Annotated in this window: 18 protein-coding genes; 13 read left to right on the forward strand and 5 right to left on the reverse strand. The window is 71.6% G+C overall.

From position 1 onward, the window contains the following. Window positions 1–26: 26 nt before the first annotated feature. The 3 genes from AB0B64_RS07590 to AB0B64_RS07600 all read left to right on the forward strand — a co-directional run bounded on the left by AB0B64_RS07590 (window position 27) and on the right by AB0B64_RS07600 (window position 3,167). The gene (locus tag AB0B64_RS07590) at window positions 27–914 is read left to right on the forward strand and encodes a Gfo/Idh/MocA family oxidoreductase (protein WP_358175456.1); all 888 of its coding nucleotides are present in this window, start codon (window positions 27–29) and stop codon (window positions 912–914) included. Between the two features lie 155 nt (window positions 915–1,069). Continuing rightward, a complete protein-coding gene (locus tag AB0B64_RS07595) occupies window positions 1,070–2,074 on the forward strand; it encodes an NAD(P)-dependent oxidoreductase (RefSeq protein WP_358175459.1) in 1,005 nt (334 codons plus the stop codon). Window positions 2,075–2,111: 37 nt separating this feature from the next. Continuing rightward, window positions 2,112–3,167, forward strand: a complete 1,056-nt coding sequence (locus tag AB0B64_RS07600) for a dihydrodipicolinate synthase family protein (RefSeq protein ID WP_357941221.1) — start codon at window positions 2,112–2,114, stop codon at window positions 3,165–3,167. 56 nt (window positions 3,168–3,223) lie between these two features. On the opposite strand, the gene AB0B64_RS07605 is transcribed toward AB0B64_RS07600, so the two are convergent. After that, complete coding sequence (locus tag AB0B64_RS07605; RefSeq protein ID WP_358175462.1) at window positions 3,224–4,459, reverse strand: hypothetical protein; 1,236 nt, start codon at window positions 4,457–4,459, stop codon at window positions 3,224–3,226. 30 nt (window positions 4,460–4,489) lie between these two features. Here AB0B64_RS07605 and AB0B64_RS07610 point away from each other — a divergent pair, with 30 nt between their 5' ends. The 5 genes from AB0B64_RS07610 to AB0B64_RS07630 all read left to right on the forward strand — a co-directional run bounded on the left by AB0B64_RS07610 (window position 4,490) and on the right by AB0B64_RS07630 (window position 9,573). Next, complete coding sequence (locus tag AB0B64_RS07610; RefSeq protein WP_358175465.1) at window positions 4,490–5,638, forward strand: DegT/DnrJ/EryC1/StrS family aminotransferase; 1,149 nt, start codon at window positions 4,490–4,492, stop codon at window positions 5,636–5,638. Window positions 5,639–5,740: 102 nt separating this feature from the next. Continuing rightward, window positions 5,741–6,982 (forward strand): sugar ABC transporter substrate-binding protein, encoded by a 1,242-nt coding sequence (locus AB0B64_RS07615; protein WP_357941227.1) that lies wholly within the window; start codon window positions 5,741–5,743, stop codon window positions 6,980–6,982. A 2-nt stretch (window positions 6,983–6,984) separates the two neighbouring features. After that, window positions 6,985–7,851: a sugar ABC transporter permease gene (locus tag AB0B64_RS07620; RefSeq protein WP_225289419.1), complete on the forward strand. Its 867-nt coding sequence runs from the start codon at window positions 6,985–6,987 to the stop codon at window positions 7,849–7,851. Then, window positions 7,848–8,657 carry a carbohydrate ABC transporter permease gene (locus tag AB0B64_RS07625; RefSeq protein WP_357941230.1) on the forward strand — a complete coding sequence of 270 codons (810 nt, stop codon included), beginning with the start codon at window positions 7,848–7,850 and terminating at the stop codon, window positions 8,655–8,657. The genes AB0B64_RS07620 and AB0B64_RS07625 overlap by 4 nt, the downstream gene beginning before the upstream one ends. A gap of 10 nt (window positions 8,658–8,667) precedes the next feature. Next, window positions 8,668–9,573 carry a dihydrodipicolinate synthase family protein gene (locus AB0B64_RS07630; protein WP_358175468.1) on the forward strand — a complete coding sequence of 302 codons (906 nt, stop codon included), beginning with the start codon at window positions 8,668–8,670 and terminating at the stop codon, window positions 9,571–9,573. Here the strand turns inward: AB0B64_RS07630 and AB0B64_RS07635 are convergent. Then, window positions 9,558–13,547: a S8 family serine peptidase gene (locus AB0B64_RS07635; RefSeq protein WP_358175983.1), complete on the reverse strand. Its 3,990-nt coding sequence runs from the start codon at window positions 13,545–13,547 to the stop codon at window positions 9,558–9,560. The genes AB0B64_RS07630 and AB0B64_RS07635 overlap by 16 nt on opposite strands. 137 nt (window positions 13,548–13,684) lie before the next feature. Between AB0B64_RS07635 and AB0B64_RS07640 the strand changes: the two genes are divergently transcribed. Then, window positions 13,685–14,656, forward strand: coding sequence for a helix-turn-helix domain-containing protein (locus AB0B64_RS07640; protein ID WP_357941234.1), 972 nt, complete (start codon window positions 13,685–13,687; stop codon window positions 14,654–14,656). A gap of 52 nt (window positions 14,657–14,708) precedes the next feature. Here AB0B64_RS07640 and AB0B64_RS07645 read toward each other — a convergent pair whose 3' ends face one another. The 3 genes from AB0B64_RS07645 to AB0B64_RS07655 all read right to left on the reverse strand — a co-directional run bounded on the left by AB0B64_RS07645 (window position 14,709) and on the right by AB0B64_RS07655 (window position 18,508). Next, window positions 14,709–16,679 carry a hypothetical protein gene (locus AB0B64_RS07645; RefSeq protein ID WP_358175470.1) on the reverse strand — a complete coding sequence of 657 codons (1,971 nt, stop codon included), beginning with the start codon at window positions 16,677–16,679 and terminating at the stop codon, window positions 14,709–14,711. Between the two features lie 183 nt (window positions 16,680–16,862). Beyond that, a complete protein-coding gene (locus tag AB0B64_RS07650; protein WP_358175473.1) occupies window positions 16,863–17,699 on the reverse strand; it encodes an amidohydrolase family protein in 837 nt (278 codons plus the stop codon). Further along, complete coding sequence (locus tag AB0B64_RS07655) at window positions 17,696–18,508, reverse strand: amidohydrolase family protein (protein WP_358175476.1); 813 nt, start codon at window positions 18,506–18,508, stop codon at window positions 17,696–17,698. Before AB0B64_RS07655 ends, AB0B64_RS07650 begins: the two co-directional genes overlap by 4 nt. A gap of 83 nt (window positions 18,509–18,591) precedes the next feature. On the opposite strand from AB0B64_RS07655, the gene AB0B64_RS07660 reads away from it, so the two are divergent. Genes AB0B64_RS07660 through AB0B64_RS07675 form a run of 4 tightly spaced genes read left to right on the forward strand, consistent with a single transcriptional unit; the run spans window position 18,592 to window position 23,291 of the window. Further along, window positions 18,592–20,568 (forward strand): hypothetical protein, encoded by a 1,977-nt coding sequence (locus AB0B64_RS07660; protein WP_358175479.1) that lies wholly within the window; start codon window positions 18,592–18,594, stop codon window positions 20,566–20,568. Between the two features lie 10 nt (window positions 20,569–20,578). Then, window positions 20,579–21,277: an amidohydrolase family protein gene (locus AB0B64_RS07665; RefSeq protein WP_358175482.1), complete on the forward strand. Its 699-nt coding sequence runs from the start codon at window positions 20,579–20,581 to the stop codon at window positions 21,275–21,277. A 23-nt stretch (window positions 21,278–21,300) separates the two neighbouring features. Then, a complete protein-coding gene (locus AB0B64_RS07670) occupies window positions 21,301–22,080 on the forward strand; it encodes an amidohydrolase family protein (RefSeq protein WP_358175485.1) in 780 nt (259 codons plus the stop codon). Then, window positions 22,077–23,291: a DegT/DnrJ/EryC1/StrS family aminotransferase gene (locus AB0B64_RS07675; protein ID WP_358175488.1), complete on the forward strand. Its 1,215-nt coding sequence runs from the start codon at window positions 22,077–22,079 to the stop codon at window positions 23,289–23,291. The genes AB0B64_RS07670 and AB0B64_RS07675 overlap by 4 nt, the downstream gene beginning before the upstream one ends. Window positions 23,292–23,329 lie beyond the last annotated feature (38 nt).

A 23,329-nucleotide genomic window follows, 5' to 3' on the forward strand; every position in this document is an offset into this window, starting at 1 on the left:
TGAAATGTCGCGAAATGGAGCCAGCCATGCGTGTCGCCCTAGCCGGTCTCGCCACTAGCCATCCCTTCACCGACGCCCGTACCCTGGCCCGCCACGCGGACCTGCTGGTGTGGGAGGAGGACCCGGAACGGCTGAGCCGCTTCACCGGCGAGCACCCCGGCGCCGAGGTGCTGCCGAGCCTGGCCGCGCTGCTGGCCGCCGAGCCGGACGGCGTGGTGCTGACCGTGCCGAGCCCGCGCGTGCCCGGGGCGCTGGCGGCCGTGCTCGACACCGGCGCGGCCTGCTTCGTGAACAAGCCCGCCGTCGCCACCCGCGCCCAGCTGCGCGAGCTGGACCGGCTGCGGATCCACGACCGCGTGCTGTCCAGCTCGGTGCTCCGCTTCGCCCCGGCCTTCGCGGGGCTGCGGGTGGACCCCGCCGACGTGCTCGCGGTCCGGGCCACCGTACGGCATGACGTCGGCCTCTGGGCCAATGGCTACAACGCCTGGCAGGACACCCCCGGCGAGGGCGGCGGGACGATGGTGACCATGGGGATCCACGGCGTGGAGCTGCTGGTCGCGCTGTTCGGCCCGGACGTACGGCTGGCCGGCGCGGCCTCGGCCACCAGGCACTACGCGGGCCTGCGCTCGGAGGACACCGGCGTCATGGCCCTGCGCTGGGACAGCGGCGTCACGGGCACGGTCGAGATCCTCGGCGTCTCCGACGAGGAGTCCTACTCCATCACCATCCATCGGCGCGGCGGCACCGACACCGTCGTGATCGAGGGCGGCGACGACCACGTCAAGGGCCTGGGCTACGAGGGGACGATCGAGGCGTTCCTGGCCATGATCGGGGGCGCGCCGAGCCCCGTCCCGTGGGCGCAGACCCGGGCCATCCTGGAGGTACTGGTCGCGGCCCGCGAAACCACCCAATGACCGGCTCGTGAGAGCGCCCAACGACCGGCGCGCGAACCACCCGTTGCCCGGCCTCCGAGGACGCCCGCCGACAGGCGTCCGAGGGCGCCCATTGACAGCCGAACTCCGCCGCAGTTACGGTCTGGACCGTAAATGACGTAACGGAGGTAGACCGCGTGCGGACGACAGCGGAACTCGAGGAACGGCTGGCGCGGCCGAGCGCCGCCCTCGTCGACGACCTGAGCAGGCTCGACGGCGACATCCTGATCCTCGGCGCGGGCGGCAAGCTCGGCCCGAGCCTGGTCCGGCTGGCGCTCAACGCCACGCGTGGCGACCGGCGGATCATCGCGGTGTCCCGGTTCTCCGAACCCGGGCTGGCCCAGGCGCTCCAGGACGACGGCGCGACCGTGGTGGCCGCCGACGTGGCCGACGAGGGGGCGCTGCGCGACCTGCCCGACGCGCCGAACGTGGTGTTCCTGGTCGGCGCCAAGTTCGGCACCGAGGGCCGGGAGCACGCCACCTGGTTCACCAACGCGTACCTGCCGGGCAGGGTCGCCGACAGGTTCAGGGACGCCAGGATCGCCGCCCTGTCCACCGGCAACGTCTACCCGCTGGTCCCCGTGGGCGGCGGCAGCACGGAGGGCTCGCCGACCGGGCCGGTCGGCGACTACGCGATGAGCTGCCTCGGCCGGGAGCGGGTGCTGTCGCACTTCGCGGAGACGTACGGCATCCGCATGTCGCTGCTGCGGCTCAACTACGCCGTCGAGCTGCGCTACGGCGTGCTCGTCGACCTGGCCGGGAAGATCCTGGCCGGGGAGCCGATCGATCTGGCCACCGGCCAGGTCAACGTCGTCTGGCAGGGTTACGCCAACGAGGTCGTGCTCCGCTCGCTGCTGCTCGCCGAGTCACCGCCGTACGTGCTCAACGTGACCGGGCCCGAGCTGGTCTCGGTCCGGCAGGCGGCGCTGGACCTCGGCGCGGCCCTGGGCAAGGAGCCGGTGTTCAGCGGCGAGGAGGCGCCCACGGCGCTGCTGTCGAACGCCGGCAAGTGCCACCGCCTGTTCGGCTACCCCGAGCTCACGCCCGCCGAGCTGATCGAGCACACGGCGCGCTGGGTGGCCGACGGCGGCCCGCTGCTCGGCAAGCCCACCAAGTTCGAACGCCGTGACGGCCGCTTCTAACCGCGTGCCCGGCCCATTGACCCAAGGGGGATCCGACGTGCTCAGCACGATTCCAGAGGCGCAGACGTCCGTGCGCGAGCTGTTCCGGCGCGGCCTGGTGATTCCGGCGCACCCGCTGGCGTTGACCGAGGACCGGAAGCTGGACGAGCGGCGGCAGCGGGCGCTGACCCGCTACTACGTCGAGGCGGGCGCGGGCGGGCTGGCGGTGGGCGTGCACACCACGCAGTTCGCCATCCACGGCACCGACCTGCTGCCGCCGGTGCTGGAGCTGGCCGCGCGGACCGCGGGGGAATACGAGCGCGAGGTCGTCCTGGTCGCGGGCGCGACCGGGACCACGCGGCAGGCCGTGGCGGAGGCCGAGCTGGCCAGGTCGCTCGGCTACCACATGGTGCTGCTGAGCCCGTGCCGGGAACTGGACGAGGACGGGCTGATCGAGCGGGCGCGGGCGGTGGGCGAGGTGCTGCCGGTCATCGGCTTCTACCTGCAGACCGCGGTCGGCGGACGCCCTTTGTCACGAAATTTCTGGACCCGGTTGGCGGCGATCGAGTCCGTGGTGGGCATCAAGGTCGCCCCCTTCGACCGCTATCGCACGCTCGACGTGCTCCACGGCGTGGTCCGGGCCGGTCGCGCGGCCGAGGTCGCCCTCTACACCGGCAACGACGACCACATCCTGGCCGATCTCGTCACCACCCACCGGGTCGTCGTGGACGGCCACGAGGTGGAGATCGAGTTCGTCGGCGGGCTGCTCGGTCAGTGGGCGGTCTGGGTACGGCGGGCGGTCGAACTGCTGGAGGAGGCCAAGCTGGCCCGCTCGGGCGACGACGCGGCCATGCGGCGGCTGCTCACCCTCGACGGTCACCTCACCGACGCCAACGCCGCCATCTTCGACTCGGCCAACGCCTTCCACGGCTGCATCCCCGGCATCCACGAGGTGCTGCGCCGCCAGGGGCTGCTGGCGGGGCGCTGGTGCCTGGACCCGGCGGAGGAGCTCTCACCGGGGCAGCTCGCGGAGCTCGACCGGATCTGGGCCGCCTACCCGTGGCTTCGGGACGACGACTTCGTCAGCGCCGGCCTGTCCCGCTGGCTCGCCTGACCCTCATGCGAGCCAGCGGCACCGTCCCCAAAACGGCCGTCCCCGAGCCTGCCGCCTCAGAGTGTGAGGCGGTACAGGGTCAGGGGGCGGCCGCTGGAGCCGCTGGTGAGGTTGCCCGTGCGTTCGGCCAGCCCGGCCAGCTCCAGCCGGTGCAGCATGCGCCGGGCCGTGCGCTGCTGGACGTCGAGGCGGTCGGCGATCTCCCTGGTGGTCAGCGGCTCGTCACCCGCCGCCGACCGCGCCTCCAGCAGCCGCTCGATCGTCGCCACCGACAGCCCCACGCGGCGGGCGATCACCGAGAGGTTGCGCTCCGACTCCGGGACGCCGGCGACCGACTCCAGGACGATGTCCGTGTCGGCGCGCAGCGACAGCACCGCCGCGACCTCGCCGATGCGCCGGGCGCGGGCCAGGGCCCGGCGGGCCAGGCTCTCGGCCTCCGCCGCGCTGCGGCCCAGCCCGAAACCCACGCGTACCACCTGATTCTGCGCCGCGAGGCGGCTCAGCATGGGCAGGCCGGTGAAGCCGCCCGTGGCGTCGTACAGCGGACCCCGGGTGGTCACCAGGAGATGGGTGCCGCCCCGGAAGGCGGCCAGCGTGCCGCCGAGCGCGGTGGCCTCGCGCAGCAGTCCCTCCTCGTTCTCGACCTCGATCAGCCCGAGCGCGATCTGCGCGTCCTCCTGCGCCTGCCCCTCGGCGGTCAGCAGCAGCTGGCGCAGCGCCACCCGGACCGAGTGGACGGACGGCGCCAGGCGCAGCACGTGCATCTCACCGCGCAGCGCCTCGTGCACCGAGCTCAGGCAGGTGATCACCGGATGGGCGGGGCCGCGCCGGTGGAAGGCGATCGCCTTCTTGGAGGTCATCTCCGGCCGGTAGGGCAGCGTCCTGAGCGTGTCGGCGGGCAGCCCGGCCTCGGCGAACGTGGCCACCACGTCGGCCGCGGGCAGCGTGTCGATGGACAGCCCGGTGACGTCCTGGCCCTCGTGCTGCAGGCGTACCAGGGCGCTGAGCAGTGTCGCGCCCGAGTAGTCGACGAACGCGGCGGCCCGGCTCAGCACCTCGGCGTCGCGGGAGAGCATGTAGGGGACGATGCCGGTGAACAGCCATCCCTCCACGGCGGCGGCGTGCGCCTCGACGATCGCGGGCGCCTGCGACTCGTGGTCGTAGTCGAGGCGCAGCGCGGTGACCCCGGGCTGCTCCTCGCAGGTGGCCGCGACGTCGTCGACCAGATCATGCGGGCCGACGACCCCGATGACGATTCCCACCCACGCCTCCCTCTCGCTGTTTTCGGTCAAGACCGCAATTATAACTTGTGAGGTGCCCCTGTGAAGTTCCCGTCCATGGCCGAGGCCGCCGGCCGTACGCTCGGCGACGAGGAGGTCGCCGCCGCGGCGCGGGTGATCCGCTCGGGCATGCTCAGCTCCGTCTGGGGGACCGAGACCAGAGCGCTCGAACGCGAGGTCGCCGCCTTGTACGGCGTGCGCCACGCGGTCGCGTGCGGCTCCGGCACCGCGGCCCTCCATCTGTCGGTCGTGGCGGCTGCGCCGGACCCCGGAGACGAGATCATCACGACGCCGATCACCGACTTCGGGACCGTGGCCCCCATCCTGGCGCAGAACGCGGTCCCTGTCTTCGCGGATGTAGATCCCTCGGACGGCAATCTCGACCCCGGCGCGGTGGCCAAGCTGATCGGCCCGCGAACGCGGGCGATCATGGCCGTCCACCTGTTCGGCGCGCCCGCCCGCGTGGCCGAGCTGCGGGCGCTGGCCGACGAGCACGGCCTGGCGCTGATCGAGGACTGTGCCCAGGCGTGGCTCGCCGAGCTGCCGGACGGCCGGCCGTCCGGCACGGTGGGCGACGTCGCCACCCTCAGCCTGCAGCAGTGGAAGCACATCACCTGCGGCGACGGCGGCCTGGCGCTCACCGAGGACGACGAGCTGGCGCGCCGGATGCGGCTGTTCGCCGACAAGGGCTGGGACCGGGCGGCCGGGCGCTCGCACGCCGGTTTCGGCCTGAACTACCGCATGACCGAGCTGCAGGCCGCCGTGGCGCGGGCCCAGCTCGCCAAGCTGCCCGGCGTCGTCGCGGCCCGCCGGAGCACGGCCGTACGGCTGCTCGACGCCCTTCAGGGTCTGCCAGGGGTACGGCTGCCGCGCCCGGAGGGGCACGCCTGGTGGCTGTTCCCCATCGTGCGGCCGGAGGGTGACGCCCGGGAGCTGGCCGCGCACCTGGCCGCGGCCGGGATACCCGCGCGGGCCGGTTACCTGGAGGAGCCGCTGAACCGCGCCCCACTGTGGGATCGGCCCATCTACGGCTCCTCGCGCTACCCGCTCGACGGCTACGTCCCGAACCCGTGCCCCGAAGCCGAGCGGCTGGTCGCCGAGACGCTGCTGATCATCGACTGGAACGAGAACTACACGGCCGAGCACGCCGACGCCGTCGCCCGCGAGATCACCCGATTCACCGCGCGTTAACGGTGGAGGCCGTAGTTACGTTCAGGTATCGCCCATTGACCGCACGAGGTCCTCGTCATTAGGTTTCGGTCAGGACCGGTATTACTCGAAAGGAATCCGCCGATGAGGAAGACAGCGGCACTCGGCCTGACGGCCGCCCTGGCCCTCGCCGCCGCCGGGTGCGGATCCAGCGGCTCGGACAAGAGCACCGTGACCCTCTGGATGTACCCCGTCATCGGGGACCAGGCCAAGAGCCAGGCGTTCTGGGCCAAGGTCGAGAAGGACTTCGAGGCCAAGAACGCGACGATCGACATCAAGATCGACCAGCAGCCGTGGGAGGGCCGTCAGGAGAAGGTCACCACGGCACTGGTCTCGAAGAAGGGCTTCGACCTCGTCGTCCTGGGTCCCGACCAGATCCCGCAGTACGCCCAGCAGGGCACCATCGACGCCGTCGACGACGTGGTGGGCAAGGACAAGGCGACCTACCTGCCCAGCGCGCTCACCGCGCTGACCGTGAACGGCAAGCTGTACGGCGTGCCGATCTATCAGACGATCACCGCGCCCATCTACAACAAGAAGCTGTTCGCCGAGGCGGGCGTCGACAAGGTGCCCGAGACGCTGGCCGAGCTCAAGGCGGCGGCGCCCAAGCTGGCCGCCAAGAAGGTCGCCGTGCTCGACTACCCCGGCAAGCCCGAGGTCAGCCTCAACCAGAGCTTCTACCCCATCCTGTGGGCCAACGGCGGCAGCGTCTTCGCCCCCGACGGCAAGAAGGTGGCCTTCAACAGCCAGCAGGGCGTCGACAGCCTGCAACTGCTGCTCGACCTGAAGGCCGCCGGCGGCCTGCCCGAGGACACCGCCAGCAAGGGCAACGAGGTCGAGGGCGGCGCCCTGGCCAAGGGCAAGAGCGCGATGTACCACGCGGCCACCGCCCTGCAGGCCACCCAGCTCGGCGCCGCGATCGGCGCCGAGAACGTCGGCATCGGCCTGCCGCTGGAGGGCGTCAAGCGGGTCGCGTTCGGCATCCCGGGTGCCCTGGTGCTGGCCAAGCACGCCGAGAACAAGGACGCGGCGAAGAAGTTCGCCACTTACCTGTCCTCGCCCGAGGTCGCCGCGAGCCTGGCCGCGGAGTCGGGCTTCTTCCCCGCCCGTACCGACGTGACCGTGCCGGGGCAGTCGGCCGCGGCCACGGAGTTCGCCAAGTCGCTGCAGTACGCCTTCCCCGGTGACACCCACCCGAAGGCCCGCCAGGTGATGGGCGTCATCGCCCCGCACATCCAGGCGGCCCTGCTCGGCAAGGAGGACGCGAAGACGGCGCTCGACGCGGCGGCCAAGGAGGCCGACGCGCTGCTGGGCAACGGCGGATAGGGATGCGCCAACGCCTGCGTGACCCGGTCACGGGCCTGCTGTTCGTGCTGCCCGTGCTGGTGCTCTTCCTGATCTTCCGGATCTTCCCCGCCCTCGGCGCGGCGGGGATGAGCCTGACCAACTGGAACATCGGCGGGGAGTGGAGCTTCGTCGGCGCGGACAACTACGCCCGGCTGCTCGACGACACGATCTTCTGGACGAGCCTGCGCGTGACGCTCGTGTACGTGGCCGTCTACGTGCCGCTCACCCTGCTCGTCTCGCTCGGCACGGCGTTGCTGCTGAACCAGGTCGTGTTCCTGCGCGGCCTGTTCCGCGGCATGCTGTTCCTGCCGTACGTGACCAGCTTCGTGCTGGCCGGCGTCATCTGGCGGTGGATCTACGAGTTCGACGGCCTGATCAACGGCGTCCTGGGCAAGGCCGGGCTCGGCCCGGTGGCCTTCCTGGAGCAGTCGTCGCTGGTGCTGCCGGCCCTGGCCGTGGTGTCGGCGTGGAAGGGCTTCGGCTACTCCATGCTGATCCTGCTGGCCGGGCTGAAGGCCATCCCCGGCTCCTACCTGGAGGCGGCCCGGGTCGACGGGGCCTCGGCGTGGCAGCGCTTCCGCCGGATCACGCTGCCGCTGCTGAAGCCCGCGCTCTTCTTCGTCCTGGTGATCGAGACGATCAGCGCCTTCCAGACCTTCGACACCGTCTACGTGATGACCGGTGGCGGTCCCGCCAGGGCCACCTACACCCTCATCTACGGCATCTACGACCACGGCTTCAGATCCTTCGACTTCGGCTACGCCGCCACGTGGGGGATGGTCCTGTTCGCCTTGGTGCTCATCGTGTCGCTGATCCAGCGCCGCTTCCTGGACCGGGGGAACACATGACGCGCACGCGGCAGAGATGGCCGCTCGTCGCGCTGCTCGGCGTGCTGTCGGTGCTGACCGTCAGCCCGTTCGCCGCCATGCTGATCGTCGCGCTGTCGCCCGCGGGCGCCCCGACCCTGCCCGCGCAGTGGCCGGACTCGCTCACGCTCGACAACCTCACGCGGGTGCTGTCCGCCTCCGGCTTCGTGGGGTGGACGGTCAACTCGCTGGTGTACTCCGTGGTCTCGGTGGTGATCATCCTGCTCACCGCCTCGATGGCCGGGTACGCGTTCGCCAAGAAGCGCTTCCCCGGCCGCCAGGCGATGTTCTGGACGTTCCTCGCGACCATGATGGTGCCCTTCCAGGCCACCCTGATCCCGACGTTCGTGCTGGTCAACAGCCTGGACGGGGTGGACACGTTCTGGGGGCTGATCGTGCCGACGCTGGCCAACTCGCAGGCCGTGTTCCTGATGCGGCAGTTCATCATGGGGCTGCCCGACGAGCTGTTCGACGCGGCCAAGGTGGACGGCGCCTCCGAGCTGCGGGTCTACTGGACGATCGTGGTGCCGCTGACCCGGCCCGTCCTGGCCACGCTGGGCGTGTTCGTGTTCCTGTGGCACTGGAACGACTTCTTGTGGCCACTGGTCGTGGGGCAGAGCGACGCCACCCGTACGCTCACCGTCGGCCTGACCACGCTGCGGACCGAGGAGATGCAGCTGTCGGTGCTGATGGCGTCGGCGGCGATCTCCGTGGTGCCGTGCCTGCTGGTCTTCTTTCTGTTGCAGCGGTACCTGGTCAACAGCATCGCGATGACTGGGCTGAAATAAGCTCTCTCGGGTGGATATTTCGGCACAAGTCCTCCGTGATCGTCTTCGCGGCACGCTGCTCGCCGCCGCGGCCACCCCCATGACGGAGTCGGGCGAGGTGGATCTCGGCGTGGTGTCGCGCTACCTCGCCGGGCTGGTCGAGGACGGCGCCGACGGGCTGGCGGTGCTCGCGCACACCGGCCGCGGGCCGTACCTGAGTCCGGACGTACGCGCCGCCGTGATCGAGCGCGCGGTCGCGCTCGGCGTGCCGGTCATCGTCGGCGTCGGCGGCTCGTCGGCGCATTCCGGGGGGGTCGCTCAGGCCGAGGAGCAGGCCCGGGTGGCCGCGAGGCTCGGTGCCGATGGCGTCCTGGTCTTCCCCGCCGAGGGCGACCGGCTGGGCGGCCACGAGGCGATCTGGCGGGCGGCCGGGATCCCCATGATCGCCTTCGACCTCTACACCCGGCCCTGCCCGCCCGAGACCATGCGGGACCTCCTCCGGCATCCCGGCGTGGCCGGGATCAAGACCGCGCTGCTGTCCGACGCCATGGGCTGCCAGCGTGCCATCACCCTGGCGAGGGAGGCGGGCAGGCTGGCCATCACCGGCGAGGACCGCATGTTCGGCCCGTCGCTCCTGTGGGGCGCCGAGGCCGCCCTGGTGGGCCTCGCGGCCGCGTCGGTCCCGGTCACGGCCGCGGTCATGGCCGCCTACCGAGGTTCGGACCTGCGGGCCTTCGACGCGGCGTCGGGCCGCCTGGACCGCCTGGCCACCGCCACCTTCACCGAGCCCATGGAGGGCTACGTCCAGCGCATGCTGTGGCTCGCGGCGGCCGAGGGCCGCATCCCGGAGTCCCACGCCCACGACCCGTACGGCCCGCCCTTGCCGGAGCAGGAGCGGGCCGCGGTGGCGAGGGCGGGGGGCTACCTCGCCAAGTAGGCGTCGGCGACGGTCTGCGTGACGGTGTTGCCGTCCTTGCCCTTCGCCTCGGCCTTGATCGTGATGCTGCCGGCCGGGTTGACCACCAGGACCTTGTAGGAGCCGCCCGGCGCCGGGAGGACCACGGCCGGCGTCCAGTGGGCGCCCTTGTCGGCGGAGGTCCAGACCCGCAGCGCGGACGCGCCGCCCTCGGCCTTGACGGTGAACGCGAACGGCCGGCCGGCCGCCACGGTGTCGTTCCCCGGCAGGTTGAGCTGGTACCGGAGCTGGATCAGCGGCAACCGGGCACACGGCTGCTTGTCGCCGAAGAGCAAGCCGTCCAGACAGGGGTAGGGGGCGTTGTCCTTCGCCGGCCGGGCGGATCGGAACGTCCAGGTGGACTCGACGCTGGTGCCCGGGTGCTTGCCGGTGAACCCGTCCTTCCACACATCGGTCAGCCGGTACGTGCCCGACCCGGCCGGCACGCTGTAGTACGGCAGGCCGATCTCGTCGTACTGGGGCTGCACCTCCGTCTCGCCGCTGAACAGGTGGGTCTGCTCGTCGCCCGGCGCCCCCACGTAGGTGTGGCTGGGGTCGGAGGCGTCGGTGTAGTAGCCCAGGCCGGCCGGGACGAGCGCGCGCACCCGCATCCGGTCGCCCTGGCGGCAGCCGTCGCAGAAGATCCCCGGATCGACCCAGTCCGGCCGGTCAGGCCCGGCGGTGATCTGGGTGGGCATGAGGGCTTCGTTCCAGTCCTCCCGCTCCTGGGTGGCGCGGGTGAACCCCCGTTCGGACATGGCCAGGCGAGTGGTGTCCGTGGCGGGGTCGCGGAACTGATAGCCGCGCTGCCACAGCACCTCGCTGCCGGTCGTGTTGTAGTACTCGGTCCGGGTCACGGGCGCGTTGAAGAGGTGCGAGCCGCGGACGCTGAGCGGCTGGACGGGGATGTAGGTGTGGTCGACCTCGTTGAAGTTCGGGTACGGCCCCCACCTCCCCGCCTGCATGGGGAACTGGGCGTGGTAGGTGGTGTCGATCGCGGTCAGGTCGCGGGCCTTCGGGGCGAAGGTCAGGCGGCCGGCGGTGACGCCCTTCACGTAGTAGGCCAGCTTGTACTCGAACGGGCTGGTCGGCTGGACGGTCAGCTTGCCGGCCGGGTACGGCTTGCGGGCCATGGCCTTGCCGAGGGTGTCGGCTTCGGCGCTGTCGAGCCACAGGAGGGGCAGCTTGTTCTGGGCGAGGTAGGCGTCGGCGCTGAGGATCCAGGCGAAGCGGTCGCTGGTGATCACACCCGCGGCCCCGCCCTTGATCGCCGTCTCCATGTCGGTCAGGAGGAGCTGCAGTGAGTTCCTGGCGGGGAGGTAGACCAGCTTGCCGCGTATGTCCGCGCCGATGGTGGTCAGGCTCAGCCGCTGGTCGGCGGCGAACTTGGGCACCAGGGCGTCGTGCTCACTGACGTAGCGCGGGTGCAGCGACAGGCCCGGCACGCTCAGCGAGACCTCCGGCGCCCGGCGGATCTGGTCGAACAGGAACGTGAAGGTGCCCACGGTCGGCTTGGACGTCAGGGGCGTGACCCAGTAGTTACCGGTGATGGCCGGCTCGTAGCTCAGCAGCGAGGCGCCGGCGTACATCCGTCCCGAGGCGGTCGTGCGGACGTTCATCACGTTCAGGAACACCGGCTCCGACTCGCGCGGCGTGCTGATCCGCAACTGCTCGGTCTTCGTCGCGTCCAGGGTGATCGTGGTCTCGCCGGTGAGCTTGGTCTCGGGGGCGATCAGCAGGCCGTACTGGAGCTGGCGGGCCGGCATGGTGTACCACCACGGCTGGGCGCTGATGGAGTAGACGCCGCCGTGGGCGAGCTTCACGTCCACCTGCACCGTGCCGGGCACGTCGGTGGTCCGCCAGTTCTCGGTGACCACGGTGAGCGGCTCGCCGGCCAGGATCGGATCGGTGTCGCTGACCCTGATCACGGCCAGCGGTCCGGGGTTCAGCCTCGTCCACTCGGGCTTGCCGACGAGCTTGACGTGCACCGTGTCCATCTGGGCCTGCTTACGGAAGGCGATGGGGGCCGTCAGCCGGTCGGTCCCGGCCGTCGCCGTCAGGCGGCCCTCGTACCAGCCGGGGTCGCCGAGCTTGGGCTCGATGGTGAGGTCCGCGGCGGCGGTGCCGCCGGCGGGGACGGTCACCGACGACGGCGTGATCGTGGCCATCCCGGCGGGCGCCTGCGTGCCGTCGTGCGTCAGGGCCACCGACAGGGCCAGCGTGACGGGGTCCTTGCCGGTGTTGCGGTAGGTCACCTTCTTGGTGAGCGTCTGGCCGGTGTACGGGTCGGTGAACCCGGCCGACACCGCCGACAGGTCGTCGAAGACCTGCTGGGTGACGGCCCGGCCGATGTCCAGCCGGCCGGCGCCCTGGTCGTACGGCGAGGTGGCGTCAAGGGGCTGCGCGGTGCCCACCAGGGCGGTCTTGAGCTGGTCGGGCGTCCAGTCGGGATGCTGGGCGGCCAGGATGCCCGCCGCGGCGGCCACGTGCGGCGTGGCCATCGAGGTGCCGGACGCCGCCGTGTAGTTGTCGTCGATCGGGCCGCCGCCCGGGACGCTGCTGCCCTCGCCGAGCGAGGTCCCGGCCGCGCGGGCCGCGATGATGTTCACGCCGGGCGCGGTGATCTCCGGCTTGATCGCGAAGTCGTCGCTCAGGCGCGGGCCGCGGCTGGAGAACGACGCGATCTTGTCGGCGGAGTCGACCGCCCCGACCGTGAGGGCCGAGGTCGCCGCGCCGGGCGCGGCCACGGTGAACCGGTCAGGGCCCGAGTTGCCCGCCGCGACCACGAACAGCGTGCCGTACTCGGCGGTCAGGTCGTTGGCCGCCTGGCTCAGCGGGTCGGTGCCGTCGGTCGCGCCGTTGCTGCCCAGGCTCATGTTGACCACCCGGGCGTGCTCGGTGGCCGCCTGCCACTCCATCGCCGCGATGATCTCGGAGTTGTTGCCGCTGCCGGTGTCGTCCAGCGCCTTGGCGATGGTCAGCCGGGCACCGGGCGCGACGCCCTTGTAGCGGCCGTTGGACGCGGCGCCGCTGCCCGCGATGATGCCCGCCACGTGGGTTCCGTGGCCGAACTTGTCGGAGACGTTGGCCGGGTCGCCGCCGCCGGGACTGCCCGCCGGGACGAAGCTGCGCGCCTCGGCGATCCTGCCCTGAAGGTCGGGGTGCCGGGCGTCGATGCCGGTGTCGATGATGCCGACCGTGGCGCCGGTGCCGTCGAACCCGGCGGCCCACGCCTTCGGCGCGCCGATCTGCGGGTTGCTGACGTCGTCGAGCGCCTTGGCCTTGCCGTCGAGCCACACCTTGCGCAGGCCGCTCTCGAGGGCGGGGGCCGCCTTCGCCTTGGCCTCCGACGGGGTCGTCTCCCCGGTTACGGACTGCCAGAACGCTCGGGCCTGCTTCTTGTCGACCTTCAGCGCGGCGCCGTCGATGCTCTTCAGGACCAGCGGTTCCGCGCCGCCCTTCAGAGACCGGGCCTTGCCCGCAACGTCGCCGGACTTCACCTGCGGCTGGTACTGGACGATGAGGGGCAGCCGATCGGCCTTGGCGTCGCCGTACCCGTTGACGGCCAGGTAGTCGACGTTGAACAGCTCCTTGTCCAGCAGACCGCTGCTGACGTAAGGCCCGGCGTCGGTGGGGATCACGTAGTAGCCGTGCTCGTCCTGCTGGGCCTGGTAGGTCGTCGCCTCGTGGCCGTCGCGGGGGTCCACGACGACCGCCGCGCGGCCCGCGGCGTCCTTGGAGTAGGTGACGGTGTCCCCGGTGACCAGGGTGATCTTGACGGGCGCCGTACCCGGTGCCTTGACGGCGGCGGGCGCGTTGGCGGACCCGTTGGCGGGCGCCTCGGCGGGTGCGGCGGCGGGCGCGGCGGTGGCCGGCTCGGCTACGGCGACCAGCGGCACCGCCAGCGCGAACGCGAGTAAGGCCCCGAGACCGCGTCGCCGGGGGGTGGACAGCATGCGCACGGCACTCTCCTGTGCGGTGGAGATCGTTTCCTCGCTGACCTAATCTGGGAATCAGTCAGGGCACAAGTACGCCGGAGGGGCCAAAACCCGCCAGGTGGCGGTATCCCGCCATCGGTCAGAAGGGTGCCGCCATGCTCGAAGCGATCGGCCTGTCACCGGCCGAGAGCCGCCTGTACACGATGCTCGTCGAGAATCCGCGGTCATCGGCCGCCGAGCTCGCCACGCACTGCGGGGTGTCGACGCCGCTGGCCGCGCGCACGCTCGCCGGATTCGCCAGGCGCGGGCTGGCCAGCCGCCTGCCCGGCCGCCGCGCCCGGTACGTGGCGGTCGCGCCGGACATCGCCATCCGGCCGATGCTCAGCCGCCAGGAGGAGGAGCTGCACCAGGTGCGGACGGCCATCCACGAACTCACCGCGTCGTTCCAGCGGGCCTCGCGCTACGCGGCGCATCCGGCCGAGCAGGTGGAGGTGGTCATGGGCACCGACAACATCATCAGCCGGGCGTACGCGCTGCAGGACAGCGCGCAGAGCATGTTCCGCAACATCGACAAGCCCCCGTACGTCATGCCGGACCACTCGAACAACGTCGAGCGGGAGCAGCGGATGATCCAGGCGGGCGTCGACTACCGCAGCGTCTACGACCTTGAGGTGCTGGCGATGCCCGGCCGGCTGGAGCTGATCCAGGACGCGGCGGCGCGCGGCGAGAAGGCGCGCGTGGTGGCGGACGCGTCGGTGAAGATGTGGATCGCCGACGACGCGCTGGCGCTGATCCCCATCCGCAACGGGGCGTACTCGATCGACGCGGCGTTCATCCTGCACCACTCGGCGCTGCTGGACGCGCTGATCGCGCTGTTCGAGCGGGAGTGGCTGCGCGGCTTCCCGTTACGCGCCGTGCCCCGGCCGCCCGCCGCCGACGGCCCGGACGAGCTGGCCAGGGACCTGCTGGCGCTGATGGCCGGGGGACTGACCGACGAGGGCATCGCGCGGGCGCTCGGGCTCGGGCTGCGTACCGTGCAGCGCCGCATCCACGACCTCATGCAGGACCTCAACGCCATCACCCGCTTCCAGGCGGGGATGGCGGCGAGGGAACGTGGGTGGATCTGACGGGCTTGGCGCTCGTTTTGTCGGCTCAGCGACGGCTCTCGGTCTGACGGGGTCAGCGGCGGCCTGAGATGGCGATGCGGACCAGGTCGCGGCCGCGCACGCCGTACAGGGCCTGGCCGGAGGGGTCCAGGGCCAGCTTGGGCTCGCCGCCGAACCACTGACCGGCCAGACCCTCGACGATCGTCTTCGCCGTGAACGTGACCAGGTCCAGCTTGTACACCTTGTCGCCGTCGGTGCAGTAGGCGACGCGGCCGGTGACGAACAGCTCGCCGCCCTTGGCGCCCACCTTCAGCGTCCTGGTGACCTTCTTGCGGATCAGGTCGAACTCGAACACCTCACCCGTGCTCGCCATGCCGTACAGGGTGATCGGGCCCAGCGCGAGGGAGGCGATGTACCGCGCGCCCGCGATCGGCTCGACTTGCCACAGCAGCTTCCGTTTGACCAGGTCGAACGCGGCCAGCCTGGCGCTCGTGGTGACGGGCGGCAGCCCGAGGCCCTCCTGGGTGGTGGTGCCGAGGTAGGCGGTGCCGAGGCGGGTGGCGACGGAGTAGACGGTCTGCCGCTCGACGGCGGGACGATAAGTCTCGTACGTGCCGGTACGCGGTGAGTAGAGCGACAGCGCGCCGTTCATGTGGCCGGGCTCCGGCTGCGTGGGCATCACGACCAGGCCCGTCCGCGCGTCGTAGGCCAGGTCGCGCGGCCGGTCCTGCTGGTTGCCGGTACGGGCCAGCAGCTTCGGCTCCGCGTCCCCCGGCCGGTAGGAGTAGAGCGCGGCCTGGGTGTAGACGCCGAGGTAGGTGGTGCCGCCGACGGTCAGCAGCGTCTTCGGCTCGCCCGAGATGCCCAGCCTGCTCACCTTGCCCGTGGCCAGGTCGTGGACGTCGGCGCCGCCCTTGCCGCCCACGTAGACGCGGCGGCCGTCGGAATGGACCGACATCGGCTCCTCCGGCGCCGCCTTGAGCCCGCGCTGCACCAGGTTGAGGTAGTCGAGGGTGCCCGTCGCGGGGTCGTACACGAAGACCGCGCTGTCCTGGATGCCGTAGACGCGCCCCTCGTGGGCCAGCAGCCGGTGTGTGAGCGCCTCGAAGTACGGCACGCCGAGCGCTTCCAGCTTGCCCGTGGCCAGCTCGTAGCGGTAGAAGGTGCCCGAAGGGCGGCCGGAGAAGTAGACGTAGCCGTCGTGGATCAGCACCGCGACGACGTACTTCTCGCCCGGAGCCGTGGCCTTGACCAGCTTGTAGTCCCCCGGCGCGGTCTTGTCGAGGACGACCAGCTCGGCGAGGGAGTTCATACCGCCCGCTATGTGGGTGTCGGAGATGTTCATGCTCGACACCCAGTCGCGGTCGGCCAGGGCGGCCGGGAGCAACTCCCGCTTCTCGCCGGTCGCCCGGTCGATCGCGACGAGGTGGGCGTGGGAGCCGACGCCCGCGTAGACGTACTTGTCGTCGGCCTGGATGCTGCGTACGTACGCCTCGCCGGGGGCGGGCTGGCCCAGGTCGCGGCTGGTGCCCGTGGCCGGGTCGTACTCCCAGACGCGGCCCGGCTCCGACGTGCCCATGTAGACCTTGCCGTCGGGGGAGGAGGCCATGGTCCAGATGTAGTGGTCGGGGTATTCGGCGACCTTCGTCACCTGTCCCGCGACGGTGTCGATGCGGTAGAGGTCGGAACGGGCGTGCGTGCCCACGTAGACGTCGGTGCCCACCCGGCACATCGCCCAGATCCCCACACCGGTGGGGATGTCGAAATGGGTGGTGACCGAATCCTTGGCCAAGTCGTAGGCGCCCACCACATTGGGAGACAGGCCGCGGGAGCCCACGTACAGGATGCCGCCGACGAACTCGCCGTTGCCCAGCGGGCTGGCGACGCTCGCGGGCCCGAGGCCGGTGACGGTGCCCTCGGGCTCGCGGCTGCTCCTGGTCTCCGCGCCGGACTGGGCTGCGGCGGTCCGGGCCTGGATGACCGGTACGGCGGTGAGGGAGGCGGCCGCGGCGGCCGCTCGCAGGAAACGACGACGGGGGATCATGTGCGGCTCCCTTGGTGAAGTTGCGCCGCACGCTATAACGGACCAGGCCGTAATGTCCAGAAGGCTTCGGGCCGCTGAGGCCGCCGCCCCTCTGGCAGTCCGCCTCGGACCCCTCCCGACCGCCTCGGACCCCTCCCGACCGCCTCGGATCCCCCGGACCGCCTCGGATCCCCCGGACGGCCGCTAGAGGGCCGTCTCCAGGCCGAACAGTTCCGCCGCGTTGCGCCACGCGATCCGCTCGGCCGTCTCGCCGGTGAGGTTCGCCGCGGCGACCGAGCCGAAGGCCGATGACGGGTCGATGAGCGTCGCGTCGGTGCCGAACAGCAGTTGCCGCGCGTCCACGTTCGCCGCCACCTCGGCGATGCGGCCCGCCGGGGCGTGGGACCAGCAGGGCTCCAGGTAGAGACGGTCGCAGGCGCTGGCCGCCTCGATCGCGTACCTGAACCCGTCGGCGCCCATGTGCCCGGCGATCACCCGAAGCCCCGGCGTGTCGAGGCAGACCTGGGCCAGGTCGAGCACTGAGGGACCCCAGGTGTGGACCAGCGCCGGGCAGCCCGCCGAGGCGACCAGTTCGAGGGCGTCGCGCAACTGGGGCGAGGTGGCGGGCGAGCCCGTGTAGTCGGTGTGGATCTTGACACCGACGAACCGGCCGGTAGGCAGGTACTCGGCCAAGTCCCGGACCGCCTCCTGGAGCCTGCGGGGATTGATGGTGACATAGCCGTACAACCGATGTCGGCCGCCTTCGATCCCGCCGTCCGGGCTGTCTCCGCGCCCGCTGTCTGGGGCGGCTCCACGTCTGGCGTGTGGGCCGTCTCCGCGCCCGCCGACCCCGCCGTTGCCCTGGTCGTTGAGGGCGGCGGCCAGGGCGCGGTTGCCCGCCGGGGCGTCGTAGATGACCGCCTCGGTCGACGACACGATGGCCCGGTCGATGCCGTAGCGGTCCATGGTGGCGAGGGTCGCCCCCGCCACGTCCATGGTGAAGAACCAGGGGCCCCAGTGGGCGTGGACATCGATGATCATCCGAGTAGCCTCCTGGCGTTGCCGCCCGCCACGGCGGCCACCTCGTCGGGCTTCAGGCCGCTGGTCGCCAGCCTGAGCAGCGGGACAATGGGTTCGTAGTGGGGGGTCCGCGAGCCGTACAGCAGCCGGTCGGCGCCGAGTTCCGCGGCGACCGTCTCCAGCGCGTCGGGGGAGTTGAGCAGGCGGGTGGAGGTGTGGAAGCCGGGCTCGTCGGCGGCGGCCACCAGGAAGTCGCCCAGATGGTAGAAGTGCGTGTCGAGGAAGACCACCCTGGCCTCCAGTCCGGCGAACGGCTGCCAGAACCTGCGTACGTCGCCACCGGTCAGGACCGTCATATCCAGCCGCGCCGCCCGCCGGGCGACATGCCGGACTGATGGAAAACCGGCCTCCACGCCCTGCTCGTCCGGAAACAGCCGGACCGCCCGGACACCCGCCGCCGCGAGACGGTCCATCTCCCGTCCCGCACCCACGGGATCCCGCAGATCCACCACCCCGACCGGCACGAACGCCGCAGACGAACCTCCGCCGGACGCCGCCGCGCCGGGCGCCGTCAGATCATCGGGCGCGGCCAGCGCGAGGGTCGCGTCGTTGCCCGAGCGTACGTCGAAGAGTGCCGCGCGCAGGCTCGCCACCGCCCCCGCCCGGATCCGGTGCGCCGCCAGCATCGCCCGTACGGTGGCCGGCGTCCCGGGCGGCCCGTCGCGGTCCGGGTAGGCGCCCACGAGCACGTCGACGTCCAGGGCCACCTCCAGCCCACCGATCAGCCCCCAAGCGTCGAACACCATACCGGCCTTGTCCCTAATCGCCATGCGGCCAATCATGCCATTGACGAACGGCGCGCAGAAGATTACGGTCAGGGCCATAATTGCTCAGAAATGAACGCGAGGCCCACATGCTCCGCTCACTCATGGTCGTCGTGGCCGGCCTGTTACCCGCCCTCCTCACAGCCCCCACCGCCGAAGCCGCTGCCGTCGCCAATTGTGAGAGCCCGGCGGTGGAGACGTTCGGACCGGCGTCGGTCACCGGTGCGATCGTCGGCGCCGTCGTCCACGAAGGACACGCCTACGTCGTCGAACGCGGCCCCAAGCCGCCCGTACTGGCGGAGATCGACCTGGCCACCCGCAAGGTCGTCAGGAGCGTCACGCTCCCCGACGGCCCGGCGGCGGGCGAGGCGGAGGGTGGCTGGGCCACCGCCGTGTCCGGCGGCAAGATCTATGTCGGCACGTACCCGGTCCCCGACCTCTACAGCTTCGACCCGGCGACGGGTGAGGTGAAGCACCTGTACTCGTTCGGGAAGAACGGCGGTTTCGTCTGGAGCCTGACCGCGGCGCCCGACGGCACCCTCTACGCGGGGACGTACCCGGACGGCAAGGTCTGGGAGTACGTTCCCAGCACCGGCGCGGTCCGGAACTTCGGCGTACTGGCGCCCGGCGAGCGTTACGTCAGGGCCATCGCCGCGGACGCCGACCATGTCTACGCGGGCCTGCTCGACAAGGCCCAGCTCATGTCGATCGACCGGGCCACCGGCGCGGTCACGCGGCTCGCCACCGGCCCCACCGGCTTCGGCGCCGTCGCCGAGTACGGCGACCGCGTGCTCGCGGCCAGCGGCGGGACCCTCATCGACGTGCGCAAGGACGGTACCGACCTCCGGCAGCCCGCCCTGGCGGAGGGCAGCCTGGACATGCTCACGGTGGCCGCCGACGGCACGGTCTACGCCACCACCCGCCCGGACGGCGCCGTCTACCGCTACCGGACGGGCGACGCCACGCTCACGAAGATCGCCGACCCGCCGTCCCTCGGCGACGAGACCAGGCGACTGCAACTGCTCGACGACAACACCCTGTTCGGCGTCTCGGGCAGCGGCGGCATGTGGTGGCTCGACTTGCGTACGGGCAAGTCGGAGTTCGTGGACCTGATCGAGGCCGGAATACCCGCCGGCGCCGAACGGCCGCAGAGCATGCTGCTCGTGCCCAACCGCGCCCTCTACATCGGCGGGCACTTCTCCATGGAGGTCCGCGACCTGCGTACGGGCGCCAAGCGCAGGTTCCGCCTGCCCGGCGAGCCCAAGGACCTGGTGCGGCGTGGCAACAAGATCTACGCGGCGATGTACCCGAGCGGGCAGATCCTCTCCATCGACATCCGCACCGACCAGGTGCGCGGGCTCGGCTACCTGGGCCACGACCAGCAGCGGCCATGGGACATCGAGTACGACCCGCTGACCGACAAGCTCCTGGTGGCCTCCGCGCCGCTCGGCGCCAAGCTGTCGGGCGCCCTGTCCGTGGTCGACCCGGACACCGGCAAGATGGACGTGTACGTGGACGTCATCCCCGGCCAGAGCCTGATGAGCCTGTCGCTGGGCACCGGCGTCGTCTACCTGGGCGGCGACGTGCTCGGCGGCGGGGGCACTCCGCCGGTCAAGACCTCGGCGTCCGTGGCGGCCTTCGACCTGAGGAAGCGCAAGGTGCTCTGGCAGGTCGATCCCGTCGCCAATTTCCGTACGTTCCAGGACATCAAGGTGCACCGCGGGCTGCTGTACGGGGTGTACAAGCGCGACTCGGGAGCCTGGATCGCGCTGGACCTGGCCACCAAGAAGGTGGTCAGCCAGGGCAAGCTCGCCGGCTACGGAGAGCTGACCGCGCATCGGGGCAAGGTGTTCGTGTCCACCTTCTTCGGCGGCGGCAACGCCTACGAACTGGGCACCGACGCCAAGCTGCTGGCCACCGGCCTGGGCGACGAGTGGTACACCAACCCCCAGCTCCACTTCGAGCCCGGCAGCTGGCGGGCCTGGGCCCTGGTGGGGCGGAACCTGGCCCGGATCAGGCTCGACCCCGGCTGCCCGCCCTTGACCATCCCGGCGACCGCTGGCTAGATTTCGGTCTGTGCCGAAATCAGTGATCGATGCCCACCGGCTGATCGGCCCCGTACCGTTCGCCGACCTGCCGTCGGACCCCGGGCCCGAGATGGACCGGCTGGGCATCGACCGGGCCTGTGTGACCCACACGCTCAGCCTCTACTCGGACGCGCAGGCGGGCAACGAGGCCCTCCTGAGACTGGACGACCCCCGGCTCATCCCGGTGCCCGTCGTGGTGCCCGGCGTGACGGGGGCGTCCGCGCCGGTCGCGGTTCACGAGGTGCTGGGGTGGAACGTCCGCATGATCAGGCTCTGCCCCGAACGCCACCGCTTCGACCTCACCGGCCCGATCGCCCTGCGCTGGCTGGCCGCCATCGCCCTGCCCATCGCGATCGACCTGGACGAGACGTCGCCCGCCCAGCTCCGCACACTGCTGGAGCGGCTGCCCGAGCAGCGCGTCCTCCTGCTCAACCCCGGCTACCGCCGCCTGCGCGCGGTGGCCGAACTGATGGCGGAGACCCGCCGCCTCTGGCTGGAGATCGGCACCGTCAACACCCAGGGCGGCGTCGAATGGCTCGCCCACCGGTTCGGGGCGGACCGGCTGGTCTTCGGTACGGGCGCACCGATCGCCGACGACTGCGGCCCTCGCTTCCTCCTCGACCACCTCGACCTGGAGCCGACCGCCGTCGACCTGATCGCCGCCGGCTCCCTGAGCGGGCTGCTGTGACCCTCCTTCCTGAACCGGCCGACGTGAGCTCTCTTCCTGGGCGGGCTGATGTGGTGCTCGACGCGCACGGTCACGTCGGCGACTGGCCCGATTTCCTCATCCCCGATCCGTCCGCGGACGGCCTGGTGGCCACGATGGACCGGATCGGCGTCACCGCGATGGGCATCAGCCACCTGCTCGCCGTCGGCCCGGACGCCGTACGCGGCAACCGGCTGGCTGTCGAGATCGCCGAGCGCTTCCCCGGCCGGTTCGGCGTCTGGCAGGTCTACAACCCGCACCACCGCACGCCCCTGACCCTGGAGGGCGTGTGGGGCGTGAAGCTGCATCCCGACGTACACCAGTGCCGTCTGGACGACCCGCTCTACGACCCGGTGTGGGAGCTCGGCCTGCCCGTTCTCGCCCACGGCCAGACCGATTCGCCGTGGAGCGACCCCGCCCAGTTCGCCGCCGTCGCCGCCCGCCATCCGGCGGTGCCGCTACTCATGGGGCATACCGGGCTCTGGGCGTACGGCTTCGCCCGCGCCGCCCGTCTGGCGGCCGACCACCCGAACCTCTACCTGGAGATCTGCGGCTCCAAGATGACCGGCCGCTGGATCGCCCGGCTCGTCGACATGATCGGGGCGGACCGGGTGCTGTTCGGCTCGGACGCCTGCTTCCTCGACCTGCGCACCGGTTTCGGCCGCATCGCTCTCGCCCCGCTCACTGACGCGGACCGCACCCTCGTCCAGGGCGCGAACCTCGCCCGCCTCCTCGACCTTCCCCGGCCTTCCCCGACGTCGCATCGAAAGGGACGTTCCCCGTGACACTCGCCCTCCACGGCGGTACGCCGGTCCGCTCGGCGCCCTGGCCCGCGTGGCCGCCGCCGCTCGACCCGGCCCAGCGCGCTCTCGTCACCGAGGTCCTGGAGAGTGGCCAGTGGGGCGCCACCCAGGGTGGTTCCACGGTCACGGACCTGACCGCCGCGTTCGCCCACAGGTCCGGCGTGCCGTACGGCGTGGCGGTCGGGAACGCGACACTGGGCCTGTTCGCCGCGCTGAGAGGTCTGGGCGTGGGGCGGGGCGACGAGGTGATCGTGCCCGCCTACACGTTCGTCGCCTCAGCAACGGCGGTGCTCCTGGCCGGTGCCACGCCCGTGATCGCCGACGTGAACCCGGTGGACCTGCACCTCTCCCCGGAGGCCGTCGAAGCGGCGCTGACGGACAGAACGGCCGCCATCATGCCCGTCCACCTGGCCGGCAGCCCCGCCGACATGGACCCGCTCAACGCGCTGGCCGCCCGCCACGGCCTGGTCGTGGTCGAGGACACCGCCCAGGCGCACGGCGCGACCTACAAGGGCCGCCCGGTCGGCGGCCTTGGCGATGCCGGGGTGTACAGCTTCCAGGCGAGCAAGGCCATGACGGCGGGTGAGGGCGGCTTGATCGTCTGCCGCGACGAGGCCGCGTACGAGGCGATCTGGTCGGTCTGCAACCTCGGCCGTCGGCTCGGCGGTCAGTGGTACGGCCACCCATCGGTCGGCTGGAACCTCCGGCTCACCGAGATCCAGGCCGCCCTCCTGCTGCCCTGGCTCGACCGCCTCGACACCGAGATCGCCCGCCGCGAGGCCTTCTGCGCCGCCGCCGAACACGAACTGGGCACCGAGTGGTGCGTAGCGCACGGCGGTGAGTCGGCGGGTGTGGGTTCGGTGAGTGTGGTGCCGCGGCCGCCTGGTACCACCCGGGACTCCCGCCATCTGCTCATGCTCCGCTTCCACGAGCCGGTGGACCGGGAGTTCCTGTTCGCCGCCATGGCCGCCGAGGGGGTGCCGCTCGAAGGCGGGTACCCGCCGCTCGGGACGATGGCGGCGCTCGTCAGGGAGGGCGCGCGGGTGGAGCCGTGCCCGGCCGCCGAGGCGGCGGCTCGGGAGGTGGTCTGGGTCCGGCAGTCGATGCTCATGGACGATCCCCGCCACGCCGCCCACCTGGCCGAGGCCCTGGCCAAGGTGCTGGCCGCCATGCCGCCGCGCGGCCAGGTGTGACCACTGAACCCCGGCCGCGCGCCCTCCGCCGCCGGGGT

This window comes from Nonomuraea sp. NPDC049129 (assembly GCF_040648495.1).
GTDB lineage: Bacteria > Actinomycetota > Actinomycetes > Streptosporangiales > Streptosporangiaceae > Nonomuraea.

What these genes read in the sequence shown, in the direction of transcription:
- AB0B64_RS07590 (WP_358175456.1), top strand. Translation starts at nt 27, where the DNA reads ATGCGTGTCGCCCTAGCCGGTCTCGCCACTAGCCATCCCTTCACCGAC.
- AB0B64_RS07615 (WP_357941227.1), top strand. Translation starts at nt 5,741, where the DNA reads ATGAGGAAGACAGCGGCACTCGGCCTGACGGCCGCCCTGGCCCTCGCC.
- AB0B64_RS07620 (WP_225289419.1), top strand. Translation starts at nt 6,985, where the DNA reads ATGCGCCAACGCCTGCGTGACCCGGTCACGGGCCTGCTGTTCGTGCTG.
- AB0B64_RS07625 (WP_357941230.1), top strand. Translation starts at nt 7,848, where the DNA reads ATGACGCGCACGCGGCAGAGATGGCCGCTCGTCGCGCTGCTCGGCGTG.
- AB0B64_RS07635 (WP_358175983.1), bottom strand. Translation starts at nt 13,547, where the DNA reads ATGCTGTCCACCCCCCGGCGACGCGGTCTCGGGGCCTTACTCGCGTTC.
- AB0B64_RS07640 (WP_357941234.1), top strand. Translation starts at nt 13,685, where the DNA reads ATGCTCGAAGCGATCGGCCTGTCACCGGCCGAGAGCCGCCTGTACACG.
- AB0B64_RS07645 (WP_358175470.1), bottom strand. Translation starts at nt 16,679, where the DNA reads ATGATCCCCCGTCGTCGTTTCCTGCGAGCGGCCGCCGCGGCCGCCTCC.
- AB0B64_RS07650 (WP_358175473.1), bottom strand. Translation starts at nt 17,699, where the DNA reads ATGATCATCGATGTCCACGCCCACTGGGGCCCCTGGTTCTTCACCATG.
- AB0B64_RS07655 (WP_358175476.1), bottom strand. Translation starts at nt 18,508, where the DNA reads ATGGCGATTAGGGACAAGGCCGGTATGGTGTTCGACGCTTGGGGGCTG.
- AB0B64_RS07660 (WP_358175479.1), top strand. Translation starts at nt 18,592, where the DNA reads ATGCTCCGCTCACTCATGGTCGTCGTGGCCGGCCTGTTACCCGCCCTC.